The 22893-nt window shown below is 59.9% G+C and carries 17 protein-coding genes; 5 read left to right on the top strand and 12 right to left on the bottom strand.

The genetic code is table 11. From position 1 onward, the window contains the following. Positions 1-10 precede the first annotated feature (10 nt). On the top strand, positions 11-1663 hold the full coding sequence (ushA, locus tag ACJ8PE_RS08625; RefSeq protein WP_197793447.1) for a bifunctional UDP-sugar hydrolase/5'-nucleotidase UshA: 1653 nt from the start codon (positions 11-13) through the stop codon (positions 1661-1663). Positions 1664-1770: 107 nt separating this feature from the next. Here the strand turns inward: ushA and ACJ8PE_RS08620 are convergent, their stop codons facing one another. Beyond that, positions 1771-2538, bottom strand: a complete 768-nt coding sequence (locus tag ACJ8PE_RS08620; protein WP_033642122.1) for an AraC family transcriptional regulator — start codon at positions 2536-2538, stop codon at positions 1771-1773. A gap of 99 nt (positions 2539-2637) precedes the next feature. On the opposite strand from ACJ8PE_RS08620, the gene ACJ8PE_RS08615 reads away from it, so the two are divergent. Continuing rightward, positions 2638-3801, top strand: coding sequence for a multidrug effflux MFS transporter (locus ACJ8PE_RS08615; RefSeq protein WP_197761811.1), 1164 nt, complete (start codon positions 2638-2640; stop codon positions 3799-3801). Positions 3802-3804: 3 nt separating this feature from the next. On the opposite strand, the gene ACJ8PE_RS08610 is transcribed toward ACJ8PE_RS08615, so the two are convergent. From ACJ8PE_RS08610 to ACJ8PE_RS08585, 6 genes are all read right to left on the bottom strand, one after another. Then, on the bottom strand, positions 3805-4572 hold the full coding sequence (locus tag ACJ8PE_RS08610) for a thioesterase II family protein (RefSeq protein WP_197793448.1): 768 nt from the start codon (positions 4570-4572) through the stop codon (positions 3805-3807). Between the two features lie 63 nt (positions 4573-4635). Continuing rightward, the gene (locus tag ACJ8PE_RS08605; RefSeq protein WP_042783814.1) at positions 4636-5373 is read right to left on the bottom strand and encodes a tryptophan 2,3-dioxygenase family protein; all 738 of its coding nucleotides are present in this window, start codon (positions 5371-5373) and stop codon (positions 4636-4638) included. Beyond that, on the bottom strand, positions 5370-6167 hold the full coding sequence (locus ACJ8PE_RS08600; RefSeq protein WP_442536744.1) for a cyclase family protein: 798 nt from the start codon (positions 6165-6167) through the stop codon (positions 5370-5372). The genes ACJ8PE_RS08605 and ACJ8PE_RS08600 overlap by 4 nt, the downstream gene beginning before the upstream one ends. 1 nt (position 6168) lies before the next feature. Then, positions 6169-11877 (bottom strand): amino acid adenylation domain-containing protein, encoded by a 5709-nt coding sequence (locus ACJ8PE_RS08595; RefSeq protein ID WP_442536743.1) that lies wholly within the window; start codon positions 11875-11877, stop codon positions 6169-6171. 68 nt (positions 11878-11945) lie between these two features. Further along, positions 11946-12881, bottom strand: coding sequence for a diiron oxygenase (locus tag ACJ8PE_RS08590; RefSeq protein WP_033651120.1), 936 nt, complete (start codon positions 12879-12881; stop codon positions 11946-11948). A gap of 13 nt (positions 12882-12894) precedes the next feature. Further along, positions 12895-13179, bottom strand: coding sequence for a 2Fe-2S iron-sulfur cluster-binding protein (locus tag ACJ8PE_RS08585; protein WP_197761819.1), 285 nt, complete (start codon positions 13177-13179; stop codon positions 12895-12897). A 354-nt stretch (positions 13180-13533) separates the two neighbouring features. On the opposite strand from ACJ8PE_RS08585, the gene dacB reads away from it, so the two are divergent. Next, the gene (dacB, locus tag ACJ8PE_RS08580) at positions 13534-15000 is read left to right on the top strand and encodes a D-alanyl-D-alanine carboxypeptidase/D-alanyl-D-alanine endopeptidase (protein ID WP_197761825.1); all 1467 of its coding nucleotides are present in this window, start codon (positions 13534-13536) and stop codon (positions 14998-15000) included. Between the two features lie 10 nt (positions 15001-15010). On the opposite strand, the gene ybaK is transcribed toward dacB, so the two are convergent. From ybaK to copA, 3 genes are all read right to left on the bottom strand, one after another. Further along, positions 15011-15490 (bottom strand): Cys-tRNA(Pro)/Cys-tRNA(Cys) deacylase YbaK, encoded by a 480-nt coding sequence (gene ybaK / locus ACJ8PE_RS08575; protein ID WP_004940240.1) that lies wholly within the window; start codon positions 15488-15490, stop codon positions 15011-15013. Positions 15491-15718: 228 nt separating this feature from the next. Next, positions 15719-16525 (bottom strand): TraB/GumN family protein, encoded by an 807-nt coding sequence (locus ACJ8PE_RS08570; protein ID WP_033641125.1) that lies wholly within the window; start codon positions 16523-16525, stop codon positions 15719-15721. A gap of 133 nt (positions 16526-16658) precedes the next feature. Beyond that, positions 16659-19370 (bottom strand): copper-exporting P-type ATPase CopA, encoded by a 2712-nt coding sequence (copA, locus tag ACJ8PE_RS08565; protein WP_197761827.1) that lies wholly within the window; start codon positions 19368-19370, stop codon positions 16659-16661. A 107-nt stretch (positions 19371-19477) separates the two neighbouring features. Between copA and cueR the strand changes: the two genes are divergently transcribed. Further along, positions 19478-19879, top strand: a complete 402-nt coding sequence (cueR, locus tag ACJ8PE_RS08560; protein WP_025301807.1) for a Cu(I)-responsive transcriptional regulator — start codon at positions 19478-19480, stop codon at positions 19877-19879. Here the strand turns inward: cueR and ACJ8PE_RS08555 are convergent. Further along, the gene (locus ACJ8PE_RS08555) at positions 19876-20337 is read right to left on the bottom strand and encodes an NfeD family protein (protein ID WP_033642133.1); all 462 of its coding nucleotides are present in this window, start codon (positions 20335-20337) and stop codon (positions 19876-19878) included. The genes cueR and ACJ8PE_RS08555 overlap by 4 nt on opposite strands. A gap of 2 nt (positions 20338-20339) precedes the next feature. Further along, entirely contained in the window at positions 20340-21245 is a 906-nt protein-coding gene (locus ACJ8PE_RS08550) for an SPFH domain-containing protein (RefSeq protein ID WP_004940203.1), read from the bottom strand. Positions 21246-21564: 319 nt separating this feature from the next. Between ACJ8PE_RS08550 and cfa the strand changes: the two genes are divergently transcribed. Continuing rightward, a complete protein-coding gene (gene cfa / locus ACJ8PE_RS08545; RefSeq protein WP_033642134.1) occupies positions 21565-22716 on the top strand; it encodes a cyclopropane fatty acyl phospholipid synthase in 1152 nt (383 codons plus the stop codon). The last annotated feature ends 177 nt before the right edge of the window (positions 22717-22893 follow it).

Raw genomic sequence — 22893 nt, 5'->3', positions numbered from 1 at the left:
GAGATCCGCCATGCGTTTTTCGCTCAAAACCACCGCATGCGCGCTGGCCGTTTCCCTGACGTTGCTGTCGGGGGTCGCCAGTGCCTGGGAAAAGGATAAGACCTACGCCATCACCATTCTGCACACCAACGATCATCACGGTCACTTCTGGCAGAACGATCACGGCGAATACGGTCTGGGCGCGCAGAAAACCCTGGTGGACGGCATTCGCCGCGAAGTGGCGGCGCAGGGCGGCAGCCTGCTGTTGCTGTCTGGCGGCGATATCAACACCGGCGTGCCGGAATCGGATCTGCAGGACGCCGAGCCGGACTTCCGCGGCATGAACCTGGTGGGTTACGACGCGATGGCGATCGGCAACCACGAATTCGACAACCCGCTGAGCGTGCTGCGCCAGCAGGAGAAGTGGGCGACCTTCCCGCTCTTGTCTGCCAACATCTACCAGAAAAGCACAGGCCAGCGCCTGTTCAAGCCTTACGCCTTGTTCGACAAACAGGGTATCAAGATTGCCGTGATCGGCCTGACGACCGACGACACCGCCAAGATAGGCAATCCGGAGTACTTCACCGACATGGAGTTCCGCGTGCCGGCGCAGGAAGCGAAGCAGGTGGTGGAGCAACTGCGCAAGGACGAGAAGCCGGACGTGATCATCGCCGCCACCCATATGGGGCACTACGACAACGGCGAGCATGGCTCTAACGCGCCGGGCGACGTGGAGATGGCGCGCAGCCTGCCGGCAGGATATCTCGACATGATCGTCGGCGGCCACTCGCAGGATCCGGTGTGCATGGCCGGCGACAACCGCAAACAGGCGGATTACGTACCGGGCACGCCATGCTCGCCGGATCGTCAGAACGGCACCTGGATCGTGCAGGCGCACGAGTGGGGCAAATACGTCGGGCGCGCCGATTTCGAATTCCGCAACGGCGAGCTGAAGCTGGTGCATTATCAGCTGATCCCGGTGAACCTGAAGAAGAAGGTGGAGAAAGCCGACGGCACCAGCGAGCGCGTGTACTACACCCAGCAGATTGCGGAAGATCCGACCATGATGAAGCTGCTGACGCCGTTCCAGGATAAGGGCAAGGCGCAGCTGGGCGTGAAGATCGGCAGCGTCAACGGCAAGCTTGAAGGCGATCGCAGCAAGGTGCGCTTCGTGCAGACCAACCTGGCGCGGGTGATGCTGGCGGCGCAGAGGGAGCGCGCCGACGCCGACTTCGCCGTGATGAGCGGCGGCGGGGTGCGCGATTCGATTGAAAGCGGCGATATCACCTACAAGAACGTGCTCAAGGTGCAGCCGTTCGGCAACACGCTGGTGCATGTCGATATGAAAGGCCGCGAGGTTGAACAGTATCTGGCGGTGGTGGCCAACATGAAGCCGGATTCCGGCGCCTATGCCCAGTTCGCCAACGTCAGCCTGGTGGCGGACGGCAAGGGCGTCAGCGAGGTGAAGATCAACGGCCAGCCGCTGCAGGCGGATAAAACATACCGCATGGCGACGCTGAACTTCAACGCGCTGGGCGGCGACGGCTATCCGAAGCTGGACGGGCTGCCGAGCTACGTCAACACCGGCTTTATCGATGCCGAAGTGCTGAAGCAGTACATCGAGAAACACTCGCCGCTGGATGCGGCGGCCTACGAGCCGAAGGGCGAAATCGTCTATCGCTAGGGGCGTCGCGGAACGGCGCTCTCGCTTGTCGCGGGGGCGCCGTTCCCCCCTCGCTTTTCTCCTCTGCATCAACGCCTTTTGTCAGCGTTGCCGTTTTAAACGGCGTCTTACTTTCTTCTCTCCATATACGCCCTCGGCGGGCAGCCCGCCATATTCTTGAAAAAAGTGGCGAAGGCGCTGTCGCTGGAAAACGCCAGCCGACCGGCGACGTCGGATTGGCTCATCCCTGCGGCCAGCATCTCTATCGCTTTGATCAGGCGCCATTGCTGACGCCATTGTTGATAACCGAGCCCGGTTTCACGGCGGAAAATCCGGCTAATGGTTTTCTCGGAAGCGCCGCTATAGCGCGATAGCTCGTGCAGCGGCGGAAGCATGTCCAGATTGGCCAGATGGCGCAGGCGGCGGTCGCTGGGCAGCGGCAGCAGCGTCAGTTCGCGCGGCGCGGCGGCGATCTCGTCCAGGCAGACCGCCAGAATATTGGCGTAAGGCCCATGCTGCCAGTCGGTGTCGAAGGCGGCGAACGCGATGCGTTCCAACACCTCGCGCAGCAGCGGCGAGGCTGTCAGTACGGCAAGCTGCGCAGGCAGACAGGCATAGCGATCGGCGTCGAGATAAAGCGAACGGTAACCGACGACGCCGTTGACCTGAACGCGGTGAGCTACCTGCGGCGGGATCCAGGCGACTCTGCCCGGCGGCAGCATGCAGATGCTTTGGTTGAGCGTGATGCGCATGCTGCCTTGCTGACAGAACAGCAACTGCCCCCTGTCATGCCAATGCGTGCCCGAGTCGTGCTGCGCCAGTTCGGCGGCGATCCCGAGCACCCCGTTGTCGAGCGTATCCGGATTAAAACTGTCCTGCGCCTGAAGCCACGCCATAGTCTGTCCGATTTTGTAAATTTATTGTCTTTTATATTGTAATCGGCGCTGAGACCAGATGCTACCTTGTGCAGCCTATTCTTGGCTACAGGATCTGTTATGCAACGTAAACTGACGCTGACGTTGGCGACGTCGATGATGATGTTTCCCCAGGTGGTGGAGACCATCTACAGCCCTGCATTGACGCATATTGCGCACGGTTTCCGTGTCAGTGCGGAAATGGCGGCGCAAACGCTCTCTTGTTACTTTTTCGCCTTTGCGCTCGGCGTGGTGGTATGGGGACGGATGTGCGACGTTATCGGACGCCGTCCCACCATTTTGGCCGGGCTGACGCTCTATCTGCTGGCTTCTATCATCGCGCTGTTCAGCGGCAGCTTCAGCGTGCTGCTGGCGGCGCGTGTACTGGCTGCCTTTGGCGCGGCGGTCGGTTCAGTCGGGACGCAAACGGCGATTCGCGATCGCTTCGACGGTTATGAATTGGCACGGGTGTTCTCGGTGATGGGGATCGCCATGGCGATCAGCCCGGCGGTTGGCGTGTTGAGCGGCGCAGTGCTGACTCACTATTGGGGCTATCAGGGGGTGTTCGGCGGTTTGGCGCTGTTGGCGGCGCTGTTGCTGGGCTATGCCGGTTGGCAACTGCCGGAGACGCGTCCGCAGCAGGTGGTGAAGAATTCATTTTTCGGCACGCTGGGACGGATGGTCAAGGACGGGGATATTTGGCTCAGCGCGCTGTTGGTGGCGTTGTTCAATATTTGCATGTTCAGCTATTACCAGCTGGCGCCATTCCACTTCTCGGCGTTGGCGCTGCCGGCACAGTGGTTCGGTTATACCGGTTTGGTGTTGGCGGCCGGGGTGGGTATCGGCGCGGCGATCAACAAGTTTTTGATCGGCAAGCACTGGCTGTTCCCCGCGCTGTTGATGCTGGCCTGCGGATTATCGCTGACCGGCGGCCTGCTGGTACTGCTGCTGGAAGGGAGCTTGTGGTTCGTTCTGCCGATGATGCTGGTGGTGATGGCGTACGGCATCGCCATTCCCAATATTCTGGCGCGCGCGCTGCGCCATTATAAAGACTGCATGGGCACCGCCGGCGCCATCCTTGGCCTGATGTATTACCTGATGCTCGGCGGTGGCTTGGTGCTGGCGGGGCTGTCGCAGCACCTGGGCGCCGTGCTGTCGCTCTGCAGCCTCTGCGTGCTGCTGTTGGCGTGGCGGGTGGTGCACAACGAGCGTCGTTTGGCGATGCCTGAGAGTGAAAACGCCTGACGGCTATATGCTGGCCGGTTCACTCAGGTGGCCTGCCAGCAACTGGTGAATGCCGGCTATCACGGCATCGCGCTGCGTGGTGATATACATATGCCCGCCGGCAAAAGTGCGCTGCTGAAAATCGCCTTGCGCGATCCGGCGCCAGTCGAGCAAATCCTGTCGATCGATCAGCTCGTCGTTTTCACCATAAAACATCGCCAGCGGGGCGGGGTAACCCGGTTGCTCAGGGAAAAGCAATTGGCTGGACAGCATCAGATCGGCACGGATCAGCGGCAGATAGTAATCGAGCAGCGTGCTGTCGCCGATGAGCGACGCATCCAGACCCTCGCCGGTACATAGCGCGTTCAACAAAGCGGCACGCGGCATTCTCAGCAACGAACTGTGGCGTGCCAGGAAGGGCGATGAACTGGCGGAAATGATCAACTGCAGCGGCGGCTGAGACAGCGCCGTCGCTAATGCCAGCGCAACCCGTCCGCCAAGACTGTGGCCGAAAAAGATCAGCGGTTTGTCCTGCAGTGGCTGCAGTGCCGGCATCAGTTGATTGATGAGTGATTGGGGGTGACAGAGCGGCGCTTCGTTTGCCCGCTCCTCTCGACCGGGGTATTGCACGGCATAGAGTTCGATATCCTGATGCAACGAGGGGCTCCACCCCTGAAAGGCAGTGGCGCCGGCGCCGGCATGAGGAAAAGCGATCAGCCGCAGGCTGCCCTGGCGCCCTGGCGTCAGCGGTTTCAAGCTGCGTGGGGCGTTGGGGAAGTGGGTGCAATGCATGGCGAAATCCGTATTTTCAGGGGGCCAAGGAAGCCTGAGCTTCCTTGGCGTTAAGAAACGCATTCAGTTGATGGCGTTCCACAATTCATCGAAGATCGGCGTGAACAGCGTAGATTTCAGATAGTCTGAACCCGATGAACCGCCGGTACCTTTCCGCTGCCCGATAGTACGTTCCACCAGTTTCACATGGCGGTAACGCCACTCCTGCAGCAGTGAATCCAAATCCAGCAGTTGATTGAGCAGCAGCGACTCGCAGCTCGAACGCGTCAGCGATTGCCTGATGATGTCGTCGAAGCCTTGCGCCGCCTGATTGGGCTGGTCATTGAGACGCATCAGATGGCCGCGTATTGCCTGCCATAGTGAAACCGGTTGGATGATAGCCGCCAATCGGCGCTGTGCCTCTTCATCACCCTGATACTGCTGTAGTTTTTTCGGATTTTCCTTGCCGAGCAGCGCTTCTATGCCGGCGAACTGGTAGGATTGAAAACCGCTGGCGGTGCCGAGATAGCTGCGAAAACGCTGGAATTCGTGAAACTTCAGCGTGCAAATCACGGCGATCTGATTCACCACGGTTTGGGTAATGGCATTGACGCGCGTCATCGTTTCGATCGCCGCGGGTATATCTCCTTCTTCGATCTGCGCGATCGCCAGATGAAGTTCATCGATCAGCTGCTTGAACCAGAGCTCGTAGGTTTGATGAGTGATGATAAACAAGTTTTCATTGCGGTGTTCCGCAGACGGCGAGGCTGGCTGTTGCAGCGACAGCAGCTGGTTTAGCTGCAGATAGCTGGCGTAATTCATGATGTCACTTTCCCTGTAGAAAACGAAAATAAGATGGGCCGGCTGGGAAGGGCATCCCCGCTCAGATCCGGCAGTTGAATGGTCAGAAAATAGTGTCCCGCCATGGCCTGCGCGGGAACCTGAATCAGCTCGGTCACGGAGGCGTATTTGCGCCCTTCTTGCGGCCTTTCGGGGGCCTCAAGCCCCCAAAAACGGCGATGGTTGTCCATGCGTCCGCCGTCGTATAGACGGTCGATCGACGGAATGTCCACCAACAGATGCTGGACGCCGAGTTCGACGATGCGCGCCAAGGCTTGATGGCTGAAGTAGGGCGCGCAGGACGCGGCGCGGAATTCGCTCGGCGCCTCGACCGCAATCACCAAAGCCTGCAGGTAGTCGCCCGACAACGGCGCCAACGCGTCATCGAGCGCCGCCCGGGTAATCAGCCAATCTTCACAGGCAGCGCTGGCGTTATAGCTCTCCGCGGTCGCGTCCGCTCGCTGCGGCCTGACGCGAATCAGGGTGGCGGCAATGAACGGTTCAAGCGGCAAGTCAGCCACGTTGCGCGTTTCAGGAAGAATATGGCCGATGCATTCGGTGTGCGTACCATGGCAGTGCGGCACCAGGCTGATGCGCTCGGCGTTGCAGACCCCGCCATGACGCACGCTGGCGACGGTATCGCCGTAACTCAGCGGCGCCGAGTCGGCGGGGGCCACACCATAAAGGTTGGTTGGGTTATCGGCGAAGTCCAGCCTGGCCGAGAGCCGCAGCGGCTCTCGGTGGTCAAGGTGATGACAACGCCCTTGGTGGTACACCTCAATGCGTTTCATCGGCGACCTCGGCAGTTTTGCTCAAGGCCAGCGCGGTAAGTTCGCGGATCTGGCTGTGCATGATGAATTCACGGATAGTCAGCGAGACGCCCATCTGTTGACGAATGGCGTGCAGCAGCTGCGGGATCTGCAGTGAATTTCCACCCAGGCTGAAGAAGCTGTCGCAGACGCTGATCTGCGTCTGTGACAATACTTGTTGCCAGATATGCTGCATGGCGCTTTCCGCCTCGTTGGCCGCGGGCGTGTAGTCCGCTTCGGAAGCCGAGTAGCGGGTTTCCGGTGCCGGTAGCCGACGGATGTCGATTTTGTTGTTGTTGGTGAGCGGGAAGGCCGACAGCACCACAAAACCGGACGGGATCATGATATTCGGCAAACGGGCTTTCAGCGCCGTGCGTACCGCTTTTTCATTCAGCTCTTCGCCTGGCGTTAACTGCAGGTAGCTGACGATGCGGGCCTGCTGGCCTTCACCGACAATTAAACTGAGTGACCGCTCGATATTGTCGAGGGACGATAGACTGAAATCGATTTCGCTCAACTCAATACGGTGTCCGCGAATTTTGACCTGGTGATCGTTCCGGCCGAGATACTCCAGCTGCCCCTGTCGATTAAAACGCACAATGTCGCCGGTGCGGTACATATAGCGCTCGGCGCCGAACGCCTGACGCCGTAGAAAGACCTTATCGCTCAGCGTCGGGTTGCGCCAATACCCCGGCGATACCCCTGCGCCGCCCAGCCACAGCTCACCAAATGCGCCGCTTGGCAGCGGGTTGCCGGCCTGATCCATGACCAGAACCTCAGTCGCCTGGATCGGCGTGCCGATACAGTCGCTTGCGCCTTCGTGAGTCAGATCGGCGCAGGTCGACCAGATGGTGGTTTCCGTCGGGCCATACACCTGTAGCACCCGTGTCGCGATGCGTCGCAATTGCGTCAACAGGGCCGCCGGCATTTTCTCGCCGCCGCATAGCACGGTCAGGGGGCGTTGGCTCGCCGCCGGCAGGTGGTGGACGATGGTACTCCAGACGGTAGGTGTTGCTTGAATCACGCTGGGCTGCTGTCGCTCGATAAAGTGATACAGCTTGACCGGATCCATGGCGGTTTCTCGTGGACATAGCGTGACGTGCGCGCCGCCGGCCAGCGAGCAGAACAGTTCCAACCCAAAAATATCGAAACTGATGCTGGTCAGGCTGAGCACCTTATCGCGCGCGCTCAGCGCCAGCCGCCCGACGAAGTCGTTGGTGAAATTGTTCAGGTTGCCATGCGTGATCATCACCCCTTTGGGGTTACCGGTTGAGCCTGAGGTGTACATGATGTAGGCCAGCGTATCGTCGGCTGGGATCGGCAACGCGTCGGCCGCTGCAGGATGAGAAACCAGCGAGTCGAAACCGACGGCGGGACTGGCCCAACCTTGCTCTGGCTCACCATCGGTCACCAGCAACCGGGCTTGCGCGTTCTCGATCATGTAGCTCACGCGGTCGGCCGGGTAGTGTACGTCAATCGGCACGTAGTGTTTGCCGGCTCTCAGCACGCCGAGCAGGAGCACGGCGACGTGGCAACTTTTCTCCATCATGACGCCGACCGAGAAAGGCCGGCTGTCGATGCGCAGCAATGCATGCGCAACGCGCTCAGACTGCGCCCACAGCTGACGGTAGCTGTACTGTTGCCGTTCGCAGCTGACGGCGAGGCTGTCAGGCTGAGTATGCGCCAACCGGCCAATGTGCATCAGCAGCGAGTCACGTGAACCTGCGTCGGCGTTGACGGCCAACTGTTGCAGCCAATGTTGTTCCCGTTCGCATAGCGGGTTGAGGGCAAGCTGCGCCGTATTGGCCGGCAGGGTGAGCAGTTGCCGCAGCGTTTGCTGATAGTTGTCCAACAGCATTTGCATGCTGGCGGGATAAAACAGTTCGCTGGCGTAATCGAGCTCGATGGTGACGGCGTCCTGTTCCACACTGAAGTTCCAGGTCATATCGAACATCGAGAAGCCGGACGAAAGCGGCAAGCGATGCAGCGTGCAATCGCGCAGGTTTTGTTGGCATACGTCACCGGCATTCTGCAGGATAGCCATGATCTGGAATAACGGATTTTTATTCGACATCCGTTCGTATTCGATCTGGTGCAAGATCCGGTCGAAGGAGAGCTGCTGATGCTGGTAGGCGCCGATGCAGGTTTCCATCATGTTACCGATCAGTCCGGCCAGAGTGTCCTGTTCGCTCAGTCGGATACGCAGCGGTACGGTATTGACGTGGAAGCCGCTGACCTGCGCCTGATCCAGGTTATCCCGCGCTGCGATGGCGGTGCCGATGACGATATCCTGCTGCTGGGTATAACGGCTGAGCAGCAAACTTAATGCCGCGCAGAGCAAGGCGAAAGGCGTGGCGCCCAGCGCTTTGCCCCGTGACGCCAGCAGACCGACTACGTCAGGCTGCAGCTGATAATGGATGCGCTCTCCGGCGCGCGTCGGCATTAGCGGGCGCGGTTTATCCAGCGGGAAGTCCAGTTCGCGGCAGTCTTGCAGTTGCTGTTGCCAATAAGCAACATCCGCCGGCGCAGGTGACGCGATGCCGCTATTGACGATATCGATAGTTTGAATCTGCGGTTGCGGTGCGTCTAAGCCGTGGTGATCGTCGAGCTCGTTATAGCGCTGCCACAGATCGTTAAGGATCAGTTGTTCGCTCCAGGCATCGGTAATAATGTTGTGTTTTACCCAAATCAAAACATGGTGCTGCTGATGATACTGGACCAGCCGAAGCACCAGCGGCGGGCGAGCGGTGATGTCGAAAGGCGTGGCACACAGTTGGCGCACCCACTTTTCTGCCGACAGCGTTTGGCCGTCCACCCAGTGATCGGCAAGGCGAATCGGGGTATGTGGTTCTGCCAACTGATAGGCGACACCGTCGGTTTCGATGAAACGAGTGCGCAGGCTTTCATGTTTTTCATAAATAAAATTGATCGCCTGCTCAAAGCGCCCCAGATCAAGCGGGCCCTGGATGTCTATCGCCAGCGGCAGGTTGTAACTGCAGTCGTCAGGATTCAATGCGCTTAGGTACCAAAGCAGGTTCTGCTGTGGGCTGAGCGGCGCGCGGCGTTCGTCGCAGATCGCGATGGCGCGCTCCGCGGCAACGGCCTTATTCTCGATATATTCGGCCAGTTTGCGTACCGTATTGTGGCGGAACAGATCGGCGATGCTCAGGTGGCAGCAAAGATCGCGTGCGACGAGCGCGACGATTTTGCTCATGGTCAGCGAGTGCGCGCCCAGGTTGATGAACTCCTGGGTGACGTCGGCTTGCGGACAGCCGATCGCGTTGGCCACGATGCGCTCGAGAATGGCCTCCGTTTCGGTTTCCGGCGGCGTCAGGCGCTCATTCCGCTCATCCAGTGGCCAGTTTTCCAACTGTTGGCGGGCGATCTTACCATTGATGGTCAGCGGCAGCGCCGGCAAGAAAATAAAGACGCTGGGGATCGCGGCGGGGTGGAGCAGTGTGACTAACGCGTGGCGCAGCGCGTCGATCGTCAGCTCAGGCGAAGCGGGTTGCACGAAGGCGGCGAGAATTTTGCCCGAGGGCTGGCTGCGAGCGACCACGCAGGCGCTTTCAACCAGTGGATGACTGCGGACGGCGCTTTCCACTTCTCCCATCTCGATGCGCACTCCGCGTATCTTCACCTGGTGATCACGGCGGCCGACGAAAATAATGTTGCCCTGTTCGTCCCATTTGGCGATGTCGCCGGTTCGATAAAGACGCTCTTCGGCCGCCATATACGGCAGCCGACAGATAATGAACTTCTCTGCGCTCAGCGCCTCTTGATGCAGGTAACCGTGCGCCAGGCCGCTGCCGGCGATGCACAGTTCGCCCTCAAAACCGACCGGCAGTGGATTATGGTGGAGATCAAGGATGTGGCAACGGTAGTTTTTCAGCGGTTTGCCAATGCAGTTCCAGGGAACGCCGGGACGATACTCGCACAGCGAAGTGGCAATGGAAGCCTCGGTCGGCCCGTAACCGTTGCACAATCGGGTGCGCTCGGCCCACCAGGCGACGACGTCTGCAGGCGGGGCGTCTCCCATGACGATCATCGTCCGCAGTCCCGGCCACATTTCGCGGGGCAACAATTCCAGAATTGCCGGCGTAATAGTGATATGGCCGATATCGTGTTGAGTCAGATAGTCGTGCAGCGCGCCGACATCGGTATGCAGCTCCGAGGGCGCAAGATAAAGCGTCGCGCCGCTGACTAACGCGCCATAGACGTCCCAGCCGAAGGCGTCGAAACCCAGCGAGGCGATGGCCAGCACGCGGCTGCCTTGCGCCAGTCCAATGAAATCGCGGTGGTTTTGCGCCACGTTGCTCAGGCCTTCACGCCCGATCATGACGCCTTTGGGCTTGCCTGTCGTCCCGGAGGTATAGCAGACGTAGGCCAGAGCGTCTCGCGATTGAGGGAGTTGCTCCGCATGGATGTTCAGCGAACGGTAATCAATGCTTGATGGCGCAATGCATGGCGCGTCGCCGGAGTGCAACGGCGAGTCGGCCAAAATCAGCGCGGGCTGTACGTCGTCAAGAATGCTTTGATTGCGTGCCGCTGGCGCCTGCGGGTCGAGCAGTACATAGGTTTTATTGCTTTTCAGTATCCCCAACAGCACGATCAGCAGCGTCGCTGACTTGTCCATCGAGACGGCGACGACCGAACTGGCGGCGCCGCTGTGTTCAAGCAGCCAACAGGCAAACTGATCCGAGGCGCGATCGATTTCGCCATAGCTGTATGTCTGGCCATCGGCATGCAGCGCGGCCTGTTGCGGATGAGCGGCGGCGGCGTGGCGGAACAAAGCGATGACGTCGTGCGCCAGGAGCTCGGCATCGTCGGTTGCGTTGAATTGGCTCAGGCGATGTAACGTGTGAGGTTGAGTAACAATGGGCGCGGCGATGGGATCGACCGGATCTGCCAATAGCGCGTCAAGATAGTCGGTGAACGCGTTGAAACGCATGTCGTCGCCATACAGGGTAAGCTGAGTGCCGTCACCGCAAGCCGCTACGTCGACCATCACTCGTGGCTGGGCATAGCGTCCCTGTTTGAGCGCGCCGGTTTCATTAAAGAAGAAATGTTGCAGCTGTGCGGGGGACGTGATGTCCGCTACCGGCACCGTATGGAAGTCGGCGCCGGGTTGCCAGGTGAGATGGCAGAGATCGCTGCCGCAACGTCCCTGCATCTGATCGCCAAGACGTTCCATCAGCAATGCGGTCAATTCGCGCATGCGCGTCGGTGATTCAGCATAGTATTTACGCGCCAAGCGGTAGGGAAGTTCTTGTACCGGCGGTATACCACCACGCGACAGCTCGACCACAATGTCGACAAGCCTTTCCTGCAGCAGGGGAAGTTGGGCGTCAGCGGCCATATCCGACAGCGCATCGCACAGATAAGCGGCCTGGCCAGCGGAGCTAAAGTACAGAGAAAAGTGTTCTTGGTTTTGCAGGGTATCAATGTCGTTAATATTTTTTTTATTGGTTGCGAGCGTCAGCAGGTTTTTTCCCTGCTGTTGCAGTCGTCGTATTGTTTCAGCGTTATTTTCAGTGGTGATAATAAGGTCGAGCTTTTCGGTTGGGCGGTGTTCGAGACTGATAAGGCTAACCTGATGGCCGTATTCCTGGATTTCGTCGGTTAATAATTTACCGCAGGCGCTGTCACCGAAATAGCCAATATGAAGTAATTCCATTTTTGCTTCCTGAGAATAATGGTTTCCCTTGCGGAATATCAAAGGTGGTGGATTTTTATACCGGTTAATTAGATTTTTGCATGCAGCGCATCGGCGATAGGCAAATCAGCCAGAATGCCCGATTTATTCAGCGCCACCAACATTTGCTCCGTGACGATATTATTGGTTTCCCACGGTTTAACATGCGTTGCTGGATAAGTGTCTGCGATGATGTCGATAATTTCCGCTTCTGTCAGTCCGAGTTGGCGCAACATGCAGGCGCTGAAATCTTTGGCGATAGCGTCGGTTGCGTAGCCTTCCAGGAAAGCCAAAATCGGTTGTTGCAACGCTTGCTTGGTCGCCGCGTCGCTGTGGCGCCAGATATGGCTCAGCACCTGCTGTGAGAAGCGGGCATGGCGGCCTTCATCCGCAACGTGATCTTTCATCACCAGATAGAAGGTCGGGAAGATATCTTCGTTGTTGATCACATCGATCAGATCGGTCGTCAGCGCCTGCTCCGACAGGGACACGCAAACCAGTCGCAGCAGTTCGCGCAGTCGTTCGTCGCCCATTGCCAACGATTGCGCCAGGGCATAGGAGGCCTCGGTATCTTTTGGCATCGGCAGCGGCGCAATGGATGTCATCTGCTCTACCTGATTGATCAGATCCAGCGCCACCAGGGCGTGATAGGACTCATCCACGACCACGGTCAGCGCGTCTAAGCGCATTTCAAGCGGAAAGTCTACGCCGACCGCGTTTTTGTAGAGCTTGTAACTGGAATCATTGATGATATCCAACTCGATGTTGGCGATGCCATTCAGGTAATGGTAGAGGGTTTGTACCTGAATATAGCGCAAGGCTTGTTCACCGAGCGCGGCAACGCGCGGATGGAGGCACAGAGGCAGACGTTCGAGGGGGAAGAAAAGGGTTGATTGGCTGTCCTGTTCGTTGAGAAGGCGACGCGGGCGGGAGCGGACAATCGCGGCGCGATCCCATTTTTTCAACGTGGTTTCAATGAGGCTCATCGGTTAATCCTTATTAATAGAGTTCTATTTCAATATCCGATTGTGAATAGGCGCAGCAGGCCAGAATAATATTATCTTCTAACTCCTCTTCGCATAAGGCACTCTGTTTTTCATGGCGTATATTTCCGCTGATTAGAAGTAATTTGCAACAGCCGCACCTCCCCTTTCGGCATAGGTTGGGAATGTCGATATTTAATCTTTCAAAGTTTTCAAGCAGCGACGTTTCAGGACAAAAGTCACCGATGCCCGCGCCATCAAAAATAACTTGATGACCATCGGGCCCTGTGTTTTCAGACATGGCGTGTTATTCCCTATGGAAGTCAGTGAGTGAGATCACATTTTAAAATTCATATAAGTAAATTGTTATTAATAATAGGTTGTGAGTTTTAATGGGGAGTAACGATAGCTTTGGCTTTGTTTATTGTCAACACGACACATTAAAAACATTAACATTATATTAAAGGTTATTTCACATAATATAGTTCATATTCAAACTTTATTGCCTGGATTGTTTAGCAATTCTTATTATTGCTTGTTTTATAATATCAATAGGCAAAAATCGTTGTTTAGTGAATGGAAAACAGGACGTCGCCGCCTTCCAATGATAGCCTGAGCGACAATTTGGTTTTGATAACGCAAACAGGAAGATGACATGTTGAAAACCGCAGGCTGGCTGCTGCCCGCCATCGTGGCGCTGGCGGGGTGTTCGTCATCCGGCGAACGTCATGGACAAACCCTCAGCCAGGCGCTGGCGGCCCTCGGCCAGGACAAGGCGTTGGCCGGGGCATCGAACGGCGTGATGGTGCGCGATGCCGACAGCGGCAAGGTGCTGTATCAGGCGCACGCGGAGCAGCGTTTGGCGCCGGCTTCCAACATGAAGATCTTCACTTCTTTGGCGGCGTTCGGCGTGCTGGGGGCTGATTACCGGTTTGAAACCCGGCTGCTGACCGCCGGCGAGCAGAGCGGCGACACGTTGCGGGGAGATCTCTATCTGCAGGGCAGCGGCGATCCGACGCTGCATCCGGACGATCTCGACACCTTCGCCGCGGCGCTGGCGCAGCGCGGCATCCGTCATATACAGGGGCGGTTGTTGCTGGACGTCGGCGCCTTCGATCAAACGCCATTCGGTGCCGGCTGGAGCTGGGACGATGAACCCTTCGCCTTCGCTGCGCCGATCTCGGCGCTGAACTACGCTTTTACCCCCGGCGGCGATATCAACGTGGTGCAGGTGGATGTGCGGCCGGGCGCTCGCGCCGGCGCGCCGGGACGGGCGAGCTTCTATCCCGCCAATGACGCGGTGACGCTGGTCAATCGCACCACCACCGGCAGTGACACCGCGCTGACGTACGAGCGCCGGCCGGGCAGCAACTGGATCGTGGTCAGCGGCACCATCGCCGCACAGGCGGAGGCCAGCTCGCGATTGATTACCGTCGATCAACCGGCCCTCGTCGTCGGCGCTTTATTGCAACATGCTCTGCGCGCGCACGGCATCACCCTGCGCGGCAACGCTGAAGAGGGCGTGACACCGGCCGGCGCACAGCTGCTGGCGCAAAAAACCTCGCCGCCGCTCTCCCGCCTGGTCGTCACCTTCCTGAAAGTGTCCAATAACGGCTACGGCGAGATATTGACCAAGGCGATGGGCCGCAAGACGCAGGGCAAAGGGGATTGGGCCGCTGGCCTTCAGGCGATAAACGGATTTGTGCAAAGCCAGGGTATCGCGGCCGACGCGTATCGCCAGGTGGACGGTTCAGGGCTGTCGCGCATGAACCAGATCACGCCGCAACAGCTGACGACACTGCTGCTGGCGGCCAGAAAACAGCCGTGGTTCGCCGACTGGTATCGCGCCTTGCCCGTTGCGGGCGAGCCGGGGTTGCTGGTGGGCGGCACGCTGCGTAACCGCATGGTGAAAAGCGCGGCGGCGGGGCGCGCTCACGCCAAGAGCGGTTCCATGACCGGCGTATCGTCGCTCAGCGGCTATGTTGATTCGGCGACCGGGCGGCCGCTGGCGTTCGCCATCATCAGCAATAACTATCTGGTGCCCGGCGCGCAGGTGAAGGCGCTGGAGGACCGCCTGGTGGAAACGCTGGCGGCCTGTGACGCTACGGTGGTGTGCCGCTGAGTACGCGGCGTCAGTCGCGTTTGGCAATGTCGGCGAAGCTGCCGGCCAGCAGGCGGCACAGATCGGCGGCGGCCAGCTCAATATCCAGCCCGCGTTTGCCGCCGGAAACGTAAATGGTAGCGAACGCTTGCGCCGGGCTGTCGATCACCGTCGGCAGCCGTTTTTTCTGCCCCAGCGGGCTGATGCCGCCCACCAGATACCCGGTGACGCGCTGCGCCAGCTGCGGATCGGCCATCTCGGCCTTTTTGGCGCCGAGGGCGCGGGCAACCTTTTTCAGATCCAACTGGGTTGCGACCGGCGTGACCGCCACTGCCAGGTGTTTGGCGTCGCCGTTCAGCGCCACCAGCAAGGTTTTGTAAACCCGATCGGCATCCAGCCCCAGCTTTCTCACCGCCTCATCGCCGAAGTTGGTTTCGTCGCTGTCGTGGTGATAAGGATGGAGGGTGAAGGCGACCTTTTGTTTCTCAAGCAGAACGACTGCGGGCGTCATGATGTGTTGTCCAAAATGTCCCCAGCGGGGAAAGGGTGATAACCAGCCTTAAAAATACAAAAATCCAACCAGCCCGACAACCTGAGCGGCTGTTACATAAAGCGGGTTGCCAAGATATTCACCGGGTTGCTACCCTGTTTACTGTAACCGTTAACACGGTTGCTATGCGTATAACTAGAATACAAGAAATTCCTCTTTGACTGGCCAATAGCGATATTGGCCACTTTTTTACCCCTGCGGCTGCAGCATCGCTGGCAGGTTATCCTCGCCATACAGGTGCAATGCGCCAACCGCCACCACATAGTCTCCGGCCGGCAGCGCCTCCAGCTGACGCCGCCAGTCGCGATTGCGCTGATGCATCAGCACGTCGTAAAGCCCGGCGCTGAAGGTGGCCGGCAGCGTGTCCAGCGTACCGCGCGGTTTGGCGTCCAGCCACCAGCTCACCATGGTTTGCAGCAGCCGCGCGTTGGTATGCCAATGCTCCAGCGTATCGCGCAGCAGCGCGATGCCGCCTTCCGGCAGCTGTTCCAGCAGCGCCAACTGCTGCTGCGCCCCCTCGAGTTCGATCACCGGTTTGTCCTGCGCTCTGGCGGCCTGCAGCAGCTGATAATCTACGCCGTACTCTGCGCGCAGCCCGAGACGCTGAGCCTGCCGCGCCTGCATCATCAGCGCCACCTGCCAGCCGGGCAGGGTGGCGAAGGCGTGCGGATCGGCGCCCAGTTCGTGGCACAGCGCCAGCAGCTGTTGATATTCTTCGGCGGACAGGCGCTGTTCCAGCTCGGGCTGTTGCTCTGCGTGGTCGAAAGGGGAGGCGGCGCCGGTGATATCGGCTTCGACGATCAGCGCGTCGGCCTGTTGCAGCCGGGCGGCCAGCCGGGGCGGCAGCGGCGACATATCGACGGTGCCCATATGGATGCTGCCCACCAGATGGAGCCGACGCTCGCCCGGCAGAGTGATGTCCAGCGCCGGATAAGCGTAACTTTTGGGCGAGATCAGGCCGAGAAAGGCGGCGAGGCGGCGTAACAGTTGACCCATACGGCGTGGCTCCTGAATAACGGGTGCGCGTTTTTGCGTGCAAGGCGAGGGAAAATCGTCATTCATGCTAAACGCTATCCGCCGCGCAGGGAAGCCCGGAAAACAGCGGGGCGCCTTGACGGCGCCCCGGAGCTTACTTCCTGGGTTTAAAACGCAGCAGCCGGTTGGCGTTGCTGACCACGGTAATGGACGACAGCGCCATCGCCGCGCCCGCCACCACCGGGCTGAGCAGCGTGCCGGTCAGCGGGTAGAGCACGCCGGCGGCGATCGGAATGCCCAGCGTATTGTAGATAAAGGCGCCGAACAGGTTCTGCTTCATGTTGCGCAGCGTGGCCTTCGACAGTTCCACCGCATCCGCCACCCCGTGCAGGCTGTGACGCATCAGGGTGATGGCGGCGGTCTCGATGGCGATGTCGCTGCCGCCGCCCATAGCAATGCCCACGTCGGCCTGCGCCAGCGCCGGGGCGTCGTTGATGCCGTCGCCGATCATCGCCACGCGTTGGCCCTGCGCCTGCAGCTGTTTGATCGCCGCCGCTTTGCCGTCCGGCAGCACGCCGGCAATCACCCGATCGATACCGGCCTCTTTGGCGATGGCATTGGCGGTCACCGGGTTGTCGCCGGTCAGCATCACCAGCTGATATCCCTGCTGGTGCAGGCGCTGCAGCGCCGCTACGCTGTCCTCGCGCAGCGGATCGCGAATGGCGAACAGCGCGGCCGGTTTACCGTCAACGGCCAGCAGCACCGGCGTCACGCCGCGTTCGGCCTGGGCGCGCATCGGCGCCTCCAGTTCGTCGGCCGCGACCTGATGTTGTTTCAGCAGCGCGGCGTTGCCCAGCAGCACCTGCACGCCGTCGATCTCCCCGCTGACGCCGGCGCCGCGCAGGGTGCGGAACTGCGCCACCTGCGGCAGCGTTTGCCCGGCGGCGCGTTCCATGATGGCGCGCGCCAGCGGGTGATTGGAGCCTTGTTCCAGCGCGGCGGCCCAGCCGAGCGCCTGCTGTTCGCTGACCTGATTGAAGGTCAGGATCTCCACCACCTGCGGTTTCCCTTCCGTCAGGGTGCCGGTTTTATCGAACACCAGGGTATCCAACTGGCTGGCCTGCTGCAGGGCGTCGGCGTCGCGCACCAGCACGCCGAATTCCGCCGCGCGGCCCACGCCGGAGATGATCGACATCGGCGTCGCCAATCCCAACGCACATGGACAGGCGATGATCAGCACCGTGGTGGCGATCACCAGCGTATAGACCAGTTGCGGCTGCGGACCAAAGAAGTACCACACCGCTGCGCTGAACAGGGCGATCGCCACCACCGCCGGCACGAACACCGCCGAGACGCGGTCGGCCAGTTGGCCAATCGCCGGTTTACTGCTCTGCGCCTGACGCACCAGTTTGATGATGCGCGCCAGCGTGGTTTGGCTGCCGATGGCGGCGGCGCGGAACAGCACGCTGCCGTCGTCGACTACCGTCCCGGCATGCACTGTGTCGCCGGGGCCTTTTTGCTGCGGCACCGCTTCGCCGGTCAGCATCGCTTCATCGAGCCAGACTTCGCCCTGCACGATTTCACCGTCGACCGGTACGCGATCGCCGGTGGTCAGCCGCAGCGTCATGCCGAGCTGCACCTCCGCCAGCGGAATATCGCGCTCGCCGTCGTCAGTCACCAGCCGCGCGGTGGGCGGCGTCAGATCGAGCAGCCGCTCCAGCGCCTGCGAAGAACGCTGGCGGGCGCGCTGTTCCAGCGCATGGCCGAGGTTGATCAAACCGATGATCATCGCGCTGGCCTCGTAATAGAGGTGACGCGCCTCCATCGGGAAGAAATCGGGCCAAATGTTGACGGCGATCGAATAGAGCCAGGCGGCGCCGGTGCCGAGCGCCACCAGGGTATCCATGGTGGCGCTGCCGTTCATCAATGCGCGCCAGGCGTTGCGGTAGAAGTGCCCGCCGGCGAACACCATCACCGCCAGGGTAATGACGCCGACCAGCAGCCAGGGGCGCTGGGTTTCCGGCGTCAGCGTCATGCTGCCGCCGAACAGCCCCCAGGCCATCAGTGGGATACCCAACGCCAGCCCCAGCGCCGCCTGCCAGCTAAAGCGCTTCATGTTGGCGCGTGCGGTCTGTTGCTGACGTTCGCGGCGTTCGGTTTCGTCCTGAATCATCTCGGCGCCGTAGCCGGCTTTTTCCACCGCCGCCACCAGCGCCTGCGCATCGGCGGCGCCGGTCACCAGCGCGCTGCGCTCCGCCAGGTTGACGCGCGCGTGCTCCACGCCGGGAACGCTTTGCAGCGCCTGCTGCACCTTATTGACGCAGCTGGCGCAGGTCATGCCGCTGAGCAGCAGCTGTACGCTGTCGTCCGCGCTGTCGGTTGCCGGAAGAGAAGGCTGCGCCGCTGGCTGAACGTCCGGCAACGAAGGTGTTGCGTCAGTCAACGGCTCAGTTTTTGGGACGACGGCGCCCGCCACGCTGGCGTGATAACCGGCATGTTCCACCGCGGCGATCAGCGCCTGCGGATCGGCATCGCCGTACACTTTCGCGTTGTCGATCTCGACGTTGGCGGCGAACACGCCCGGCACCGCTTCCAGCGCCTTGCGGGTGCTGCCGACGCAGTGCATGCAGCTCAGGCCGCTCAGCTGTAATTCGGTGTCGGCGCGCGGCGCGACTTCTGCCTGATAGCCGGCGGCGATCACGCTGTCGATCAATGCGCTGTCCGGCGCTTCGCCGGTCACTTTGGCGTAATGGACGTTAACCTCCGCCTGTTCGACATCGCTGCGGCTTTCCAGGGCTTTTTTCACCCGCTGCGCGCAGTTCATGCAGGACAACCCCTGCAATGCCAGCATAGTGGTGTGTGACATGATTGAACTCCTTGCGTAGAGGCGGTGTTTAAAGGTTGACCGCCTGACCTGTTTTCACTAAGAATGGAGCTTAAACCTTCCAGCAAGGGTAAGGTCAAGGAGGGAAAATGAATATTAGCGACGTCGCTAAAAAAACCGGTTTAACCAGCAAGACGATTCGTTTTTACGAAGAGAAAGCGTTGATTACCGCCCCGATTCGCAGCGACAACGGTTACCGCCACTATTCCGCCAAGCATGTCGAAGAGCTGACGCTGCTGCGCCAGGCGCGGCAGGTGGGCTTCAACCTGGACGAGTGCCGCGAACTGGTAGCGTTGTTCAACGATCCGGCCCGCCACAGCGCCGACGTGAAGGCGCGCACGCTGCAGAAGGTGGCGGAGATCGAAAAGCACATCAGCGAGCTGGGGAACATGCGCCAGCGCCTGTTGACGCTGGCGGAACAATGCCCGGGCGACGAGGGGGCGGAGTGCCCCATCATCAATAACCTGGCGGGGTGTTGTCGTTCTAATTAACGGCTGATGGCACGGATCACCAGCGTGACCCCTTCCACCGCCACCACTTCCACTTCGGTGCCGGCGGGCAGATCTTCCGCCGCCTGCGCGCGCCAGCTGCTGTCGCCGATATTGATGCGCCCCATGCCGTTGTGCATCGGCTCCGTCAGCGTGGCGCGGGTGCCGATCAGCTGACGGTTGCGCTGGTTGAGCACCGGCGAACCGCCGGATGCGGCCGCCGGGCGGCGACGCAGCCAGTACCACCACAGATAGGCGACGACGACGGTCAGGACGGCGAAGATCACGCCTTGCCATTCCCAGGAAAGCGGTGGCAGCAGCCAGATCAAGGCGCCGACCAACAGCGCCGCCACGCCGCTCCACAGCAGGTAGCCGCCGGCGCCGAGCATTTCCGCCGCCAGCAACACGCCCCCGAGAGAGAGCCAGAACCACAGCGGATTCGCCGCGATCAGTTCGAGCATGATTATTTGCCTTTGCTTTCTTTCAGCAGTTCGGTAATGCCGCCGATCGAGCCGAGCAGGCTGCTGGCGTCCAGCGGCATCATCACCACCTTGCTGTTGTTGGAGGAACCGATCTTCTGCAGCGCATCGGTGTATTTCTGCGCCACGAAGTAGTTCACCGCCTGAATGTTGCCGCTGGCGATGGCGTCGGACACCAGCTGGGTGGCGCGCGCCTCGGCCTCGGCGGCGCGTTCACGCGCTTCCGCCTGCAGGAACGCCGACTGACGTTCGCCCTCGGCCTTCAGGATCTGCGATTGTTTCTCCCCCTCGGCGCGCAGAATGGCCGCCTGACGCACCCCTTCCGCCTCGAGGATGTCGGCGCGCTTGGTGCGCTCGGCCTTCATCTGGGCGTTCATCGAGGCGATCAGTTCCGCCGGTGGCCGCACGTCGCGGATCTCGATACGGGTGATTTTCACCCCCCACGGATTGGTCGCTTCATCGACGATGTGCAGCAGGCGACTGTTGATGCTGTCGCGCTGCGACAACATTTCGTCCAGCTCCATCGAGCCGAGCACGGTGCGGAAGTTGGTCATGGTCAGGTTGACGATCGCCTGTTCGAGGTTGCTGACCTCGTAGGCGGCGCGCGCCGGATCGACCACCTGGATAAAGCACACCGCGTCGATGGCGACGTTGGCGTTATCGCGGGAAATCACCTCTTGGGAAGGGATGTCCAGCACCTGCTCCATCATGTTGATTTTGCGGCCGATGCGGTCCATGAACGGCACCACCAGGTTCAGGCCCGGCATCAGCGTCTTGGTATAGCGGCCGAAGCGTTCTACCGTCCATTGGAACCCCTGCGGCACAATTTTGACGCCGGCGAACACCACAATCAGCGCGACGACGATCACGATGGGAATAAAAGTAAGCATGCAAACCTCCTGTCAGACATATGTAAACAGATATTACGTCAGCGCCGGAAAAATGCCTACTGATACCGCGACTTAATCCAGGGCGCTGACGCAACCCGCGAGCGGTGGATCCCGCGTCTGGAACAGAGTGTTGTCACGACAAGTGTGGCACAGCTGAAAAATAAGTATGCCTAAATGGCATGATTTCAATAATTTTTATTCATTTCATGATGTTGCTCGCCTTGGCTAGAGTAAAAACACCCCCGTGTTTACCGTCAAAAATTTGTCATTTTCATTTGCGACTATGCTTTTTGAAATGACATTTCGGCCAAGGATTGTTATGGATTCGCTCAGTGTTGATGAACTCGCCCAGAAGAACGATCGCTGGTATCGCATAGTGGAGGAGATGTTGGCGGAAGCCGGCGTCGCCATCAACGGCCCGCGCGCCTGGGATATCCGGGTGCATAACCCGGCGCTGTTCAAACGCATTTTGCAGGAAGGCTCGCTCGGCTTCGGCGAAAGCTATATGGACGGCTGGTGGGAGTGCGAACGGTTGGACATGCTGTTCACCCGCATTCTGCAGGCCGGCGTCGATGAACGGCTGCCGAAAAGCCTGAGCGACATCGCGCGCATCGCCTATGCCCGGCTGTTCAATCGCCAATCGCGCAAGCGCGCCTGGCAGGTGGGCAAAGAACACTACGACATCGGCAACGACCTGTTCCGGGCGATGCTCGATCCTTATATGCAATACTCCTGCGGCTACTGGAAAGAGGCGCAGACGCTGGAGCAGGCGCAGCAGGCCAAGCTCAGGATGATCTGCGAAAAACTGCAGTTGAAACCGGGCATGACGCTGCTGGATATCGGCTGCGGCTGGGGCGGATTGGCGCAGTTTGCGGCGCAAAACTACGGCGTCTCGGTGCACGGCGTGACCATTTCGGCCGAGCAGCAGAAGCTGGCGCAGGAACGCTGCGCCGGGCTGGACGTCGAGATCTTGCTGCAGGATTACCGCGATCTGGATCGTCAGTTCGATCGCATCGTGTCGGTCGGCATGTTCGAGCACGTCGGGCCGAAAAACTATGAGACCTACTTCAGCGTCGCGGCGCGCAACCTGAAGCCCGACGGGCTGTTCCTGCTGCACACTATCGGTTCCAATCAGACCGATCTCAACGTCGATGCCTGGATAGACAAATACATCTTCCCCAACGGCTGCCTGCCTTCGGTGCGGCATATCGCCGAGGCCAGCGAAGGGCGTTTCGTGATGGAGGATTGGCACAACTTTGGCGCCGATTACGATCGCACGCTGATGGCCTGGCTGGAGAATTTCAAACGGGCGTGGCCGGATCTGATGGGCGGTTATTCCGAGCGCTTCGAACGCATGTTCACCTATTACCTGAACGCCTGCGCCGGCGCGTTCCGTTCGCGCAACATTCAGCTGTGGCAGGTGTTGTTCAGCCCGGCGGGCGTGGAGGGCGGGGTGCGGGTCTATCGCTGATATCCCCGTTATATTTCAAGCTGCATCTGTGTTGGCTGCGTTTGCGCGCCCCGGTCGCTTACTTGAGTAAGTTCCCGGGGACTTACAAACTTGCCGCCTTGATGCAACTCGAACTATTTAGGGGATACCCTTCAATATTTACTTTGGGACAACACATATACCCATTGGATTTCCAGT

The organism is Serratia sp. CY74737, from assembly GCF_052166775.1.
Lineage (GTDB): Bacteria > Pseudomonadota > Gammaproteobacteria > Enterobacterales > Enterobacteriaceae > Serratia > Serratia ureilytica.
This window is presented reverse-complemented; position numbering and strand designations above follow the sequence as displayed.

Bases quoted from the DNA above. Each gene is read 5' to 3' on its own strand.
- ushA (WP_197793447.1), top strand. From the start codon at position 11: ATGCGTTTTTCGCTCAAAACCACCGCATGCGCGCTGGCCGTTTCCCTG.
- ACJ8PE_RS08620 (WP_033642122.1), bottom strand. From the start codon at position 2,538: ATGGCGTGGCTTCAGGCGCAGGACAGTTTTAATCCGGATACGCTCGAC.
- ACJ8PE_RS08615 (WP_197761811.1), top strand. From the start codon at position 2,638: ATGCAACGTAAACTGACGCTGACGTTGGCGACGTCGATGATGATGTTT.
- ACJ8PE_RS08610 (WP_197793448.1), bottom strand. From the start codon at position 4,572: ATGCATTGCACCCACTTCCCCAACGCCCCACGCAGCTTGAAACCGCTG.
- ACJ8PE_RS08605 (WP_042783814.1), bottom strand. From the start codon at position 5,373: ATGAATTACGCCAGCTATCTGCAGCTAAACCAGCTGCTGTCGCTGCAA.
- ACJ8PE_RS08595 (WP_442536743.1), bottom strand. From the start codon at position 11,877: ATGGAATTACTTCATATTGGCTATTTCGGTGACAGCGCCTGCGGTAAA.
- ACJ8PE_RS08590 (WP_033651120.1), bottom strand. From the start codon at position 12,881: ATGAGCCTCATTGAAACCACGTTGAAAAAATGGGATCGCGCCGCGATT.
- ACJ8PE_RS08585 (WP_197761819.1), bottom strand. From the start codon at position 13,179: ATGTCTGAAAACACAGGGCCCGATGGTCATCAAGTTATTTTTGATGGC.
- dacB (WP_197761825.1), top strand. From the start codon at position 13,534: ATGTTGAAAACCGCAGGCTGGCTGCTGCCCGCCATCGTGGCGCTGGCG.
- ybaK (WP_004940240.1), bottom strand. From the start codon at position 15,490: ATGACGCCCGCAGTCGTTCTGCTTGAGAAACAAAAGGTCGCCTTCACC.
- ACJ8PE_RS08570 (WP_033641125.1), bottom strand. From the start codon at position 16,525: ATGGGTCAACTGTTACGCCGCCTCGCCGCCTTTCTCGGCCTGATCTCG.
- copA (WP_197761827.1), bottom strand. From the start codon at position 19,370: ATGTCACACACCACTATGCTGGCATTGCAGGGGTTGTCCTGCATGAAC.
- cueR (WP_025301807.1), top strand. From the start codon at position 19,478: ATGAATATTAGCGACGTCGCTAAAAAAACCGGTTTAACCAGCAAGACG.
- ACJ8PE_RS08555 (WP_033642133.1), bottom strand. From the start codon at position 20,337: ATGCTCGAACTGATCGCGGCGAATCCGCTGTGGTTCTGGCTCTCTCTC.
- ACJ8PE_RS08550 (WP_004940203.1), bottom strand. From the start codon at position 21,245: ATGCTTACTTTTATTCCCATCGTGATCGTCGTCGCGCTGATTGTGGTG.
- cfa (WP_033642134.1), top strand. From the start codon at position 21,565: ATGGATTCGCTCAGTGTTGATGAACTCGCCCAGAAGAACGATCGCTGG.